The sequence below is a fragment of the Motilimonas pumila genome (assembly GCF_003596335.1).
Taxonomy (GTDB): domain Bacteria; phylum Pseudomonadota; class Gammaproteobacteria; order Enterobacterales; family CBDFNC01; genus Motilimonas; species Motilimonas pumila.
Genome location: NZ_QZCH01000018.1, coordinates 35,236 through 47,348 on the forward strand (window position 1 = coordinate 35,236; position 12,113 = coordinate 47,348).

Below are 12,113 nucleotides of genomic sequence, written 5' to 3' on the forward strand. Positions count from 1 at the left end.
TACTGTTTTTAACTCCAATCTACTCTGGCTTTGCGCATTTATCCAGTTCAAAACCCAGTAAGACACCGCTTTAAAAGTCAGTATTGCAGGTGAAGCCAACCATGACGCTGAGCGTGCGCGGTTAAAGTTGGGTTTAAACAAGACACGACCGGATAGGTTACATGTTGCAATAATTCCAACGTGCTATCGCAGCCTGAATAGCACCAAGAATGGCTTAACTCAACCTCTTCATCCCATAATATACTTTGTAATAAGCGCTTTTTACTGCTTGGCTCTTTGCCCAGTAAGCGACCTGTACATATACCATTAAGGGTTTCCAATTGCGGGCTTAACAAGGTCGTCATTTGCAAGGATTGTGCGAGCGCTTGCGTGAAGCCGTGGTGAAACTGCGAGATCAGTATGGTGCGATGACCAACAGCGAGGTGCTCTTGCTGCAGCTTTTGTAATCGATAAAGCGTATTTTGTGTTAACCAAGATTCGGTAAACGTGGCACTCAGCTTTGTCACACTCGCAAACGAAATACCCTGTAGGCGAGTCACTTCTTGCCACTGCCAATCGTGAGGAAGACTTGAACTGCGTTGAACACAATCGCGCCATAACTGTTGCGCTATTGGCTGTTGTAAATGGAAATCGAGGTCAAAGATTGCCAGCGCCATGGTACCGCCTCCGCAAATACAACCATGCTAAAATGGCTATATGAAAGCTTGATGACGCTGGGATCTTATAAAGCTTAGGCTTGAGTGCGTTCTGCTAGGTAACCCGCATAGTCCGGGATTTCAATGTTAACTTCTTGATTCATAAATTCTGCATTCATCAAAAAATTGGCGCTGGATTTATTGGTCGCAGAAGGAATATTCCAAACCGCCGCCAGGCGTAAAAGCGCTTTTACATCTGGGTCGTGTGGCACTGCATCCAATGGGTCCCAAAAGAAAATCATCATGTCTATTTCGCCTTCGGCAATTAGCGCTCCAAGCTGCTGGTCGCCTCCCATAGGACCGGATAATAAACATTTAACCGGTAAGCCGATGTGTTTGCTCAATAAAGTGCCGGTTGTACCGGTCGCAAACAAATGATGGAATTTAAGTTGATCCGACTTATCTTTGGCCCAAGCCAACAAATCCGCTTTTTTATTATCATGAGCTACCAAGGCAATACGTTTGGTGGCAGGCATGATTCTCGTCGTGGTTTTCAATGCTTTCTCCTTACTCGCTCAGCACGCCCTGTGCCGGCACATCTGGTGTGGATTTTATCATATCACTTAATCGTACTATGCCTAGCTGATTGATATCACCAATCCCTTTATGAAAGCGCAATAAATTGCCTGCAAACACGAGAAAAACTTGTGCTAAAACAATTCTTTTCATGCACTTTTATCGCATGATATCCGCAACCTTCACAATAATTAAAATAATATGCTAACCAGTGAGCAACTCGCGCCAACCAGTCTGGCAAACCTCAGCCAACAGTTCATCAGTCAACCGGGCCTTAAATTGATGGGTTTAGCCATCACTCAAAAAGCCAACCGCCCTCAATTACAGGCGATTTACATCGAGAAAGAGCAAGTATCACAAGAATTGCCTTTTCGGGCGCAGCTCACCATAGGGGCATGGGATGATACCGACGACAGCGAAGAGTTTTTTATTGAAGCATTAACGGCGACGCGCTTAGTTGAAAAGTTAACCCACTTTATTAACCAAGCAGATTTTGTATTTTTCGCGGTCCCACCTTCATTGACCATTGATGTGGTCAACATGTATCCAGATCAAATGATCCACACTGTTTTTCCTGAGCTAGGAGAATATTGCCACTCCCTTAGTAAAGAGGAAATCACCGCCGCCCGGCAGGGAGCAACCACCATCATTTCTCGCCTCAGAGCAAGACTACCTAAGGTTATCTAAGGTTAAAGCACCGAATATGGGTCAAATTTGACTCATTATGGACGATTTAATCAGCAGAGTTTGCGAGCTTAGGATAAGGCTGATACATTATTAGCCCTATAAAGGACACTATGCGTCAATATGGACAGACGCACATTAACAAGAGTAATCAAGATGCAGTACCAAACCGATGACGTTCGCATTCGCGAAACGAAAGAACTATTACCTCCTATCGCAGTATTAGAAAAATTTCCTGCGACAGAAAAAGCAACTAACACAGTATTAGCGAGTCGCGCTGCCATCTCTGATATTTTGGCAGAAAAAGATGACCGCTTATTAGTCATTATTGGCCCTTGTTCGATTCACGATACCGAAGCAGCCGTAGAATACGGTAAAAAGCTGCTGGCGCTTCGTGAAGAATTGAAGCAAGACCTTGAAGTGGTAATGCGTGTGTATTTTGAAAAACCGCGTACAACGGTCGGTTGGAAAGGCCTGATCAACGACCCTTACCTTAACGACAGCTTCAAAATTAATGATGGTCTGCGCATTGGTCGTAAGTTATTGCTTGATCTCAACGACCTTGGCATGCCAACAGCCAGTGAATTCCTTGATATGATTTCACCACAATACGTGGCTGATTTAATGAGCTGGGGCGCAATTGGCGCACGTACGACTGAATCTCAAGTTCACCGTGAACTGTCTTCGGGACTATCTTGTCCGGTCGGTTTTAAAAATGGTACCGATGGCACCATCAAGGTAGCAATTGACGCCATTGGCTCAGCAAGCGCTCCGCATCACTTCTTATCGGTGAATAAATTTGGCCACTCTGCGATTGTATCTACAGCCGGTAACCCTGACTGTCATATCATTCTTCGCGGTGGTAAAGAGCCAAACTATAGCGCAACTCATGTGAACGCGATTTGTGAAGACCTAGCAAAAGCTAACTTGCCACAAAAAGCCATGATTGACTTTAGCCATGCTAACTCAAGCAAGCAGTTTAAAAAGCAACTAGAAGTTTCAACTGACGTTGCGGGTCAAATTGCAGGTGGCCAACAAGCTATCTTTGGTGTGATGATTGAGAGTCACTTAGTTGAAGGTCGTCAAGATCTCGAAAACGGTGAAGCGAAAACCTATGGCCAAAGCATCACTGATGCTTGTATTGGCTGGCAAGACACCGAAACCGTATTGCGCCAACTGGCGCAAGCGGTACAAGATCGCCGTAAAGCGTAACCTTGTAGATAGCAGCTGTGCCTGACACAGCTGCTATTAATATTAATCCCCTAAAAAACCACCCGTTTGATGAGACCACAGCTGGGCATAAATACCTTCACTGGCAATCAGTTCTTGATGACTTCCTTGCTGAACGATTTGTCCTTTGTCTAGCACGACCAATTTGTCCATTGCCGCAATAGTGGATAATCGGTGTGCGATGGCAATCACGGTTTTACCTTCCATTAATTGATACAAACTCGCTTGAATGGCTGCTTCGACTTCAGAGTCTAGCGCAGACGTCGCTTCATCAAGAATCAGGATAGGTGCGTCTTTTAACAATACCCGCGTAATGGCGATACGTTGCCTTTGACCGCCAGACAGTTTAACCCCGCGCTCACCTACGTGAGCATCATAACCTTTACGGCCACTTGGGTCGGTTAAGCCTAAGATAAATTCATGGGCTTCAGCCTGTTTTGCGGCAGCTATCATTTCCTCTTCGCTGGCCTCTGGTCTGCCATACAATAAATTTTCTCTCACCGAGCGATGCAATAATGAAGTATCTTGAGTCACCATTCCGATGTGCTTACGTAAAGTATCTTGCTGGATGTCTCTAATGTCCTGGCCATCCACCAAAATAGCTCCAGATTCAACATCATGAAAGCGCATTAACAGATTAACAAGCGTTGACTTACCCGCCCCAGAACGCCCTACAAGACCGATTTTTTGCCCTGGTCGAATGTGTAAAGACAAGTTATCAATAACACCTTTATTTTCGCCGTAATGAAAGCCCACTTGCTGCAAGGCTATTTCGCCGTTATTCACAGTAATCGGCTTAGCACCTTCTTTGTCTTGTATTTGCAGTGGTTTAGACAAAGTATTCATGCCATCTGTCACGGTACCCATATTTTCAAATAGCGCACTGACTTCCCACATTACCCATTGCGCCATGCCATTTAACCGCAAGGCCAGGGCAACCGCGATTGCGATAGCACCCACGCTAATCGCTTCTTGCATCCATAACCATATCGACAATCCACCGATACTGAACACCAAGGCGTAGTTTAAGCAGTTAACCGCCATTACCAGCTTGGTAACAAGACGCATTTGTTTATGCACTGTTTGCATAAAACCGTCCATGCCTTCCTTGGCGTATTCCGCTTCCCGGTTGGTATGGGAAAAGAGTTTAACCGTTGCAATATTGGTATAGGAATCAACAATTCGACCACTCATTGTCGAGCGCGCATCGGCCTGCTCGGTAGAAATGGCTTTTAACTTAGGTACAAAATGATACTGAATACCAATGTAAATCAATAGCCAAGCTAACATTGGCAACATCAGAATAACGTCGGCGCTGGCCACCAGCACTAAAGTTGACGTAAAGTAGACCAAGATATAAAGCAAGACATCGCACAGCTTCATCACGGTTTCTCTGACGCCAAGGGCGGTTTGCATGACCTTAGTCGAAATGCGCCCTGCAAAATCATCCGCATAAAACGACACGCTTTGCTTTAATAAATAGCGATGGGCTAACCATCGGATAGACATGGGATAATTACCCAGCAAAGTTTGATGCACTATCAACGCATGTAACAGACTCACCAGCGGCATCGCAACAAGCAACACCAAGGCCATCATGAGCAATGTTTGCCCTTCTTCCGATAAAAATGTGGCCGGATTTTTAGTGCCTAACCAATCAACTAACTGTCCCATAAAGCTAAAGAGCGAGACTTCTAATATCGCAGCTAAAGCCGTCAGTATAGACATGAATATTAAAGGAATGATCATGCCTTTACTGTAATGCAGGCAAAACTGCATAAGGTTCTTGGGGGGTTGAGTGGGCTCTTCGGGAGGAAAGGCTGCCACTAAGCCTTCAAAAAAACGAAACATACCTAGCCTTAATAAAAAATGTCTTTATCAGCATACGCCAATTCAACTCGTAACGCTTGCTTAATCGATGCCTTATTTATCCGCTTAACTTACTGAGTTGCAATCAATTTAATGGCTCAAATTAGTCAGTTTTTTGGGCCACTCGATGCACCTAGTTGATGCTACAACAGCCCCTGCCCTTACGGATGGATATGCCTTATACGCAAGCAAAAAAGCGTTACTGCCACATCATATAGATCGACCAAAGTAAGCCCAACGCCATTAAACCGTTAAACATTCGCCAGTGCCGCGGTGTGGTCAGCAACCGAGAGACTTGTTCTCCACATAATGCCCAAAAACTCGTCGTCGGTATCTCAACCACAAAAAATACGCTTGCTATCAACAATAAAGACAACCAGTACTCCTGCCCAAAGCTGAAACTACTTATCGCAGTGATCACCATTAACCAAGCTTTTGGGTTTAGCCATTGAAACAGTGCAGCTTGTAAAAAGGTCAGCGGTTGCACCTTCTCCCCTTGCTTTGTCGGGCCTTGTGCTTGCCATACCTGCCAAGCGATGTAACCCAAATAAGCTGAGCCCATTACCTTTAACCCCCATTGCAGCATAGCGAACTGGCTAAACAAAGCGGCAAAGCCTACGCCCATCGATAAAATCATCATAGCGACGCCAAATATAATCCCCAACATATGAGGTAAAGTGCGACGAAACCCGAAGTTCGCCCCTGATGCCGCAAGCATAATATTGTTAGGTCCCGGTGTAATACTGGTGACAAACGCAAACACCACTAATGAAATAAACAAACTTGACTCAAACATCTAACCCCCCTTAAATTGAACCCATACAATTTGATACAAAAAAGACATAACGCCGATAAATCCACCATAACAAGGGAAATAATCGGCGCAAGATCTTTATTGTCACCATTACAATGACGAGAGAGTTATGTGGAGCATTGATTTTCACCAAGACAAGCAACCAAAATACCGGCAAATAGCAGACCATATTAAAGTGCTGATAGATCAACAGGAGCTCACCCCTAAAGACAAACTGCCCACACACCGTGATTTAGCCCAGCAATTGAATGTAACGGTAGGCACCATCACTCGGGCTTATGGGGAAGCAGAGCGCCGGGGGTTGGTGCAAGCCAGAGTGGGGGCTGGCACTTTTGTGCTGAGCCAGCAGAGCAGCCAGAAACACAGCTTTATTATCGCCGCCGAGCCCAAACAAGTAGCACAAGACAATCAATTACTGGCAGATTTCAGCTTTAACTTCCCGGTCAGAGACGATCGCACCCCGGCTCTTAAAGCCGCTTTTGAAAGCTTATTGAGTCAACCTGAGCAACTCAATTTATTGCTAGAGTATCAACCCGAACAAGGCGCATTGAGCCAACGAGAGACATTCTTACCTTGGCTTCATGCGAGGGGCATTGAAGCCAATGTCGAACAGGTCTTTTTCACCAATGGCGGACAAAATGCTATTTTACTGGCCCTCATGGCGGTGGCAAAGTCTGGCGATACTGTGCTGACAGAAGGGTTAACCTTTCCTGGCATTAAAAGCGCTTGCTATCATTTAAACCTCAACCTTAAAGGCGTTGAATATGATGATGAAGGCTTGTGTCCTATCGCTTTTACCCAAGCTTGCATCACTCACCGCCCTGTTGCGGTTTATTGCACTCCCACCCTGCATAACCCTAGCACCACGACTATGAGCCAAACACGCAGAGCGCAAATTATGGCGATCTGCCAACAATATCAAGTATGGCTAATTGAAGATGACGTCAATGGTTTATTGTCGGAGCTGTCGCCACCAGCATGCGCATCAATTGCACCGCAACAAACCATCTACATAGGCAGTACCTCTAAAGTGCTCGCCGGTGGTTTGCGATTAGGCTATATGCATGTACCTGAATGTTTAATTGCAAAGTTTAAAGAAGCCATTCGAGCTAGCTGTTGGATGGTAAATCCAATGATCATTGCCATAGTGTGCCATTGGATCCAATCTGGCTACGCCGCGCAACTGTTGCAGCAACAGCAAGCGCTATTGGCTCGGCGCCACAAACTCGCACAGCAGTACCTGTCTCCTTATTTACAAGACTGTTCGCTAAAAGGCATGCACGTGTGGTTGAACTTACCGGAATATTGGCGCAGTCAAGCATTCGTGCAAGCTACTGAGCAGTACAAGATAGCGTTGAGAGGGTGTGAAGTATTTGCAGTCGGCCAATTTTCAGGCCCCCATGGCGTTAGGGTTGCGATCAGTAATGAACCCGACATTCGAAAAGTGGAACAAGGCTTGTCGGTGTTAAAACAACTGCTAAAAATAGGTCCACAAGCCCCCGAAGCCATCTTATAACGGGCTATATGGAGGCTGCCTTGGCCCCCGAAGCCATCTTATAACGGGCTATTTGGGGGCGGCCTTGCCCCCGAAGCCATCTTATTACGGGCTATATGGAGGCTGCCTTGGCCCCCGAAGCCATCTTATTAACAGGCTATATGGAGGCTACCTTGGCCCCCGAAGCCATCTTATAATGGGCTATGTGAAGGCTACCTTGGCCCCCGAAGCCATCTTATTACGGGCTATTTGGGTCAGCCTTGACCCCCGAAGACATCTTATTACGGGCTATTTGGGTCAGCCTTGACCCCCGAAGCCATCTTATTACGGGCTATTTGGGTCAGCCTTGACCCCCGAAGCCATCTTATAACGGGCTATATGGAGGCTGCCTTGGTCCCCGAAGCCATCTTATAATGGGCTATATGAAGGCTACCTTGGCCCCTTTTTACCCTTCCCCTTCGCGCTTCAATGTCATATTTATGTCATAAAATTTTAGTATTTATTGCGCTCTGACATTTTTCTATTTTCACATCTCAAATGAAATCTGCGGGTTTTGTTGATGACAAGGAGCGGTTGATGATTAATCACAAACTGGCAGTAGTTTCTTTACTTGGCTGTAGTTTACTTCCGGGTATGGCCAGTGCTGACGATATAAAAGCACAATTAAAGCAATTGAAAGAATACTGTGATGAAGGGCTATTATCCCAAAAAGTCTGCGAGCAGCGCCAACTGGAGATTTTACAAGGTAACAATCCATCAGCTTCCGCGACGAAGTCTGCGGCAGTAGTTAGTGCAAGCTCTGCTGCAGTAGTTAGTGCAAGCTCTGCTGCTGGCGTATCAGCGAGCGAGGTTAACAAAGCAGCAGTTTCTGGCGTTGATGTTGAATCGCAATCTGTCAGTGGCTGGCAGGCTTTTATTAATAAGCACAAAAAACCGCTAACCTTACCCACTCCTGATGCCAGTTGCGCCGATTTATCTGGCCAATGGCAATACCAAGAAAAAGGCTTCCTGGAGTGCTTTGAAGCCGATGAAAGTGACGATTTTGATAACGACGTTTACCAAACTACAACATCCGTACAGTTTCGCCAGCAGGGATGTGAGCTTACCGTATTTGCCAACAATGCCATGGTAATGGAGGGAGCCATTAGCCAAGGCCAATTATACCTTACCAACCAAGTGAGTTTAATTAATGGCAAACAAGTAGACGTAAAAAGTGCACGCGTGGCTTATCAAGGTTTATTAGGTGAAAACAGCATGACGCTAAAAGGCGCTGGTGGTGTCGACGCTGAGTTTTTAATGCGCGATAAATATTGCCCGTACGAAAGTAAAGTTGCTCTTCGTAAATAGCGCTGAGTCTTGTGTCTAGTGGGCGAGCAAGGCATACTTGCCGCCGACAGTTCACTCACAAGGATATTGAAGATGTTTGATGTAAATGAATACTTTGACGGTAAAGTAAAATCAATCGCTTTTAAAGGTCAAGACTTACCGGCTACCGTTGGTGTAATGGCTGCAGGTGAATACACGTTCTCAACGGCTGCAAAAGAATACATGACAGTGGTAAGCGGCAGCTTAACCATCAAGCTAGCTGGCGCCAGCGAATGGCAAACTTACACAGACGGTCAAACGTTTGAAGTGGTTGCAGACTCAAGCTTTGACGTTAAAGTTGACGTCGATACTGCTTACTTGTGTAAATACGAAGGCTAATCGCCAACAGTAATGCACACAAAACCGCCCAACCGGCGGTTTTTTTTTGCCTAAAATGCACTGCTTGCATCAGCGGCACCTTCCTTGGCATCATTCAAGCTCTATACTCTAGAAAACCGTGAGAGTTAAATTATTATTTACTAAGCAAAGTTGCGTAAAGTTAGCGCCAACAGCTAGGCTATTGCGCTGCCTGGAGGCATAATCAATGACAATAATTACATTAGGGACAAGATTTAGATATGCATCAATTAGTCAAACTTAGCTTAGCCGTTGTGGCGGGCTTTACCCTAGCGGCTTGCTCGGAGCAAACGACAGAGCAAAGTTCAGCCAGTGTCACTCAAGCTCCGGTTGTCGCGACTGAAGCGCCAGCTGCAGAAACACCTGCACCGGCAGTGGATGAGCACGCTGGCCACAATCATGATGCTAAACCGGAAGCCACAGCCGCCTCTGAAGCCACCAAAAATGATCCCTTTCAACAAGACGTGCATTACCGCGTTTTAGAAACGGCGCTGCCTGTAGCTGCCAACCATGTGCATGAGTTCTTTTGGTACGGCTGCCCAGCATGTAAAGCAACCGAGCCTTTAATGCAGTCCCTAAAAGCAGACGAAAAACTCAAAGTAGAAGTAAACCCTTCTTTGCTTAATGAAAAGTGGGTGTTTGATGCGGTGATTTACCAAGCATTTAAGCACTTTGGCAAGTTAGATACCCTGCATCCTTTGTATTTTGAAGCACGTCAAAGCGGCTCTATCAAAGACCAAGCCGGTTTTGAGCAGTTTCTATCTGACAACGGTATCAAACCTGATGAGTTTAATGCCTTTGCTCAATCGGATGAATTAAAAGCGTCACTTGATGCCTCTTTTGAAGTAGAAAGACAACTGCAAAGTACTGGCGTTCCAACCCTAGTGGTAGGCGGTAAATACGTATTACTGAATCGCGGCTTTGACAGCACAGAACAAATGCACCAAGCTATCGGCTGGCTGAGCGAGAAAAAGTAAACCATCACTCACCTAACAAGGGAGCCTTGCTCCCTTGTTATCAACTTTGCGCCAAAGCAAAGCCCAAGATTCCTTCGTACGCCATTTCTTGATACCTTAACCTATGCTTTTATAGAAAGGCCCACAACGCCGCGCATTTCGCCTTGTGCTACCTACACGTTAATGACTAATGCTGATAACCTAGAAACACCATGACCCACGACTATTCCCATACCACAGATTTAAACCTGGCTAACTTAAACTTATTGGTCAGCTTAGCTGTGCTATTGGATGAAGCCCATGTGTCGAGAGCTGCGGACCGCTTGGGCATGACCCAATCAGCCATTAGTCACGTGCTCAATCGTGCCCGTGAGCTGTTTGATGATCCGCTATTAATCAAAGGCAAACAAGGAATGGTGCGCACCGTAAGAGCTGAGCAGTTACGATTAGAGCTAGTGGAATTCGTTCATGCCAGCAGCGTCATTTTCCAAAGTGAGCAATTTGATCCAAGCCAAGTAAAAGGCCAGCTGAGGTTTAGCTGTAACGATTTTATTGCCGAGCAGTGTATTAGCGAAATGCTTAACCAATTAGCATCCCAAGCGCCATTCCTTGAGATAAGCTATTGCCGTCATCATAAGAACAGCTTACAAGACCTACAGCAAGGCCAACTCGATTTGTTGATCGGCACTCACCGGCACATACCTAGTACCTTAAGGTATCAAGACTTGGGACCAGAGCATTACCATCTGATTTTAGGAAAACGCTACCTGGAACAAGGAATAACAAGCCTGACCCAAGCTTGGCATTATCCGCTGGCAGATTATTCCGCGGATGCCACCTTGAATCAATCCGTTGCTCAACTGGCTGAATCGCAAGCGCAAAAGCCACAAATAGGCCTCAGCTCCGGCTCCTTAATTGTACTGCAAACCGCGCTGTCCTCGGGCCTGCTAAACGCCATTGTGCCGCACTATGTGTGTGAGCGCTTTACAGCAGAAGATCCACTGCAACACCACGTTATTACAGACTTAGCATCACAGCCAATTAAGATGCTCTGGCCGGAACATTTAGACCAACAAGACTTACACACCTGGTCGAGGCAAATCATTCTGCAAGTTTGCCAACAACAGCTTTGGCCCAATTAGAGCAATGCCATGTTAAATTCCGATTTACTCAGCTTACAACAAACCGACATCAATTTATTACTGGCGTTGGATGTACTGCTGACACAAAAACAGGTCAGCAAAGCCGCAGAAGTCCTCAGCCTAACCCAACCAGCAATGAGTCAGCGATTGGCTAAGTTACGGCAATTATTGAATGACCCTTTATTAGTCAGGGGTGAGCAAGGCTATCAATTAACACCAGCAGCGCTGCAGCTTAAGCCTCAAGTGAGCGCTTGCCTCCAGTTAGCGCAGCATATTTTACACCCTGAACCTTTTGATATTTCACAATGTCGACGCACCTTTCGTTTCACCCTCATCGACTTTGGCATGAACGTAGCAGTGCGACCTTTGTTGGAAACCGTATTAGTGGATGCTCCTCATATCGGCGTTGAGTTTATTCGCCGGCCTGAAAACGTGTTTGAAATGTTAGAAAACGGCGAATTAGATTTAGCCATCGGAGGCATTAAAACTGCACCAAGTCATATCCACGCCCGTGCATTACCGGCTGAGACCTATCGATTTATGGTCGGTAAGCATCATCCTCTCGCAGCAACGCCAGAAGCTGATTTAGCCACGGTTATGAGCTATCCACACGCGAAATATACCCCCACAGGATCGCTCGAACCTACCCTAGAAGCCGCGCTTAAAAAACAAAAGCTGCAACGTCATGTCACGTTTAAGTCCAGCTCTGTGTTGATTTTGCAAAAAGCGCTCACTGCCGGTAAACATGTGGCGCTAATGCCTTGGAGCGACTCATCCAAACAATATCAAACATTGGAATTAGTGCCGTTACAAGCCCAGGTGATAGACCCTATTTCCTCTATGATGTACTGGCACAGCCGCAGCCATAAAGATCCTCTGCATATCTGGATAAGACAAGCTTGGTTAAAACTGCTGCAACACCTCATCGACGAATTTAGCCAACAAGGCAACCCCCTGCGCTGGCCAACCAACGAATAACCTGAGCAGCAA

General features: G+C 46.0%; 13 protein-coding genes. 8 read left to right on the top strand and 5 right to left on the bottom strand.

What is annotated here, in order from left to right; all coding sequences use genetic code 11:
- Window positions 1-77: 77 nt before the first annotated feature.
- The 3 genes from D1Z90_RS13660 to D1Z90_RS21335 form a co-directional block, all read right to left on the bottom strand.
- Entirely contained in the window at window positions 78-656 is a 579-nt protein-coding gene (locus tag D1Z90_RS13660; protein WP_119911335.1) for an HAD family hydrolase, read from the bottom strand.
- A gap of 74 nt (window positions 657-730) precedes the next feature.
- On the bottom strand, window positions 731-1,192 hold the full coding sequence (locus D1Z90_RS13665) for a methylglyoxal synthase (protein WP_119911336.1): 462 nt from the start codon (window positions 1,190-1,192) through the stop codon (window positions 731-733).
- A 10-nt stretch (window positions 1,193-1,202) separates the two neighbouring features.
- Window positions 1,203-1,364, bottom strand: a complete 162-nt coding sequence (locus D1Z90_RS21335) for a hypothetical protein (protein WP_158587145.1) — start codon at window positions 1,362-1,364, stop codon at window positions 1,203-1,205.
- Window positions 1,365-1,412: 48 nt separating this feature from the next.
- Between D1Z90_RS21335 and D1Z90_RS13670 the strand changes: the two genes are divergently transcribed.
- Both D1Z90_RS13670 and aroG read left to right on the top strand, forming a co-directional pair.
- Window positions 1,413-1,898 (top strand): hypothetical protein, encoded by a 486-nt coding sequence (locus tag D1Z90_RS13670; RefSeq protein WP_119911337.1) that lies wholly within the window; start codon window positions 1,413-1,415, stop codon window positions 1,896-1,898.
- A gap of 153 nt (window positions 1,899-2,051) precedes the next feature.
- Window positions 2,052-3,107: a 3-deoxy-7-phosphoheptulonate synthase AroG gene (gene aroG / locus D1Z90_RS13675; RefSeq protein ID WP_119911338.1), complete on the top strand. Its 1,056-nt coding sequence runs from the start codon at window positions 2,052-2,054 to the stop codon at window positions 3,105-3,107.
- A 42-nt stretch (window positions 3,108-3,149) separates the two neighbouring features.
- Here the strand turns inward: aroG and D1Z90_RS13680 are convergent, their stop codons facing one another.
- Both D1Z90_RS13680 and D1Z90_RS13685 read right to left on the bottom strand, forming a co-directional pair.
- Entirely contained in the window at window positions 3,150-4,976 is a 1,827-nt protein-coding gene (locus D1Z90_RS13680) for an ABC transporter ATP-binding protein (protein ID WP_119911339.1), read from the bottom strand.
- A gap of 217 nt (window positions 4,977-5,193) precedes the next feature.
- Complete coding sequence (locus D1Z90_RS13685) at window positions 5,194-5,790, bottom strand: LysE family translocator (protein ID WP_119911340.1); 597 nt, start codon at window positions 5,788-5,790, stop codon at window positions 5,194-5,196.
- Between the two features lie 127 nt (window positions 5,791-5,917).
- On the opposite strand from D1Z90_RS13685, the gene D1Z90_RS13690 reads away from it, so the two are divergent.
- The 6 genes from D1Z90_RS13690 (at window position 5,918) to D1Z90_RS13715 (ending at window position 12,101) form a co-directional block, all read left to right on the top strand.
- The gene (locus tag D1Z90_RS13690; RefSeq protein ID WP_119911341.1) at window positions 5,918-7,324 is read left to right on the top strand and encodes an aminotransferase-like domain-containing protein; all 1,407 of its coding nucleotides are present in this window, start codon (window positions 5,918-5,920) and stop codon (window positions 7,322-7,324) included.
- A 555-nt stretch (window positions 7,325-7,879) separates the two neighbouring features.
- The gene (locus D1Z90_RS13695) at window positions 7,880-8,650 is read left to right on the top strand and encodes a hypothetical protein (protein WP_119911342.1); all 771 of its coding nucleotides are present in this window, start codon (window positions 7,880-7,882) and stop codon (window positions 8,648-8,650) included.
- A gap of 72 nt (window positions 8,651-8,722) precedes the next feature.
- Complete coding sequence (ppnP, locus tag D1Z90_RS13700) at window positions 8,723-9,007, top strand: pyrimidine/purine nucleoside phosphorylase (RefSeq protein WP_119911343.1); 285 nt, start codon at window positions 8,723-8,725, stop codon at window positions 9,005-9,007.
- A 239-nt stretch (window positions 9,008-9,246) separates the two neighbouring features.
- Window positions 9,247-10,002, top strand: a complete 756-nt coding sequence (locus D1Z90_RS13705) for a DsbA family protein (RefSeq protein ID WP_119911344.1) — start codon at window positions 9,247-9,249, stop codon at window positions 10,000-10,002.
- Between the two features lie 191 nt (window positions 10,003-10,193).
- Window positions 10,194-11,123 (top strand): LysR family transcriptional regulator, encoded by a 930-nt coding sequence (locus D1Z90_RS13710; protein WP_119911345.1) that lies wholly within the window; start codon window positions 10,194-10,196, stop codon window positions 11,121-11,123.
- 9 nt (window positions 11,124-11,132) lie between these two features.
- Window positions 11,133-12,101 carry a LysR family transcriptional regulator gene (locus D1Z90_RS13715; RefSeq protein WP_119911346.1) on the top strand — a complete coding sequence of 323 codons (969 nt, stop codon included), beginning with the start codon at window positions 11,133-11,135 and terminating at the stop codon, window positions 12,099-12,101.
- Window positions 12,102-12,113 lie beyond the last annotated feature (12 nt).

Bases quoted from the DNA above. Each gene is read 5' to 3' on its own strand.
- D1Z90_RS13690 (WP_119911341.1), top strand. From the start codon at position 5,918: ATGTGGAGCATTGATTTTCACCAAGACAAGCAACCAAAATACCGGCAA.
- D1Z90_RS13680 (WP_119911339.1), bottom strand. From the start codon at position 4,976: ATGTTTCGTTTTTTTGAAGGCTTAGTGGCAGCCTTTCCTCCCGAAGAG.
- D1Z90_RS21335 (WP_158587145.1), bottom strand. From the start codon at position 1,364: ATGAAAAGAATTGTTTTAGCACAAGTTTTTCTCGTGTTTGCAGGCAAT.
- D1Z90_RS13710 (WP_119911345.1), top strand. From the start codon at position 10,194: ATGACCCACGACTATTCCCATACCACAGATTTAAACCTGGCTAACTTA.
- aroG (WP_119911338.1), top strand. From the start codon at position 2,052: ATGCAGTACCAAACCGATGACGTTCGCATTCGCGAAACGAAAGAACTA.
- D1Z90_RS13660 (WP_119911335.1), bottom strand. From the start codon at position 656: ATGGCGCTGGCAATCTTTGACCTCGATTTCCATTTACAACAGCCAATA.
- D1Z90_RS13705 (WP_119911344.1), top strand. From the start codon at position 9,247: ATGCATCAATTAGTCAAACTTAGCTTAGCCGTTGTGGCGGGCTTTACC.
- ppnP (WP_119911343.1), top strand. From the start codon at position 8,723: ATGTTTGATGTAAATGAATACTTTGACGGTAAAGTAAAATCAATCGCT.
- D1Z90_RS13685 (WP_119911340.1), bottom strand. From the start codon at position 5,790: ATGTTTGAGTCAAGTTTGTTTATTTCATTAGTGGTGTTTGCGTTTGTC.
- D1Z90_RS13670 (WP_119911337.1), top strand. From the start codon at position 1,413: ATGCTAACCAGTGAGCAACTCGCGCCAACCAGTCTGGCAAACCTCAGC.
- D1Z90_RS13715 (WP_119911346.1), top strand. From the start codon at position 11,133: ATGTTAAATTCCGATTTACTCAGCTTACAACAAACCGACATCAATTTA.
- D1Z90_RS13695 (WP_119911342.1), top strand. From the start codon at position 7,880: ATGATTAATCACAAACTGGCAGTAGTTTCTTTACTTGGCTGTAGTTTA.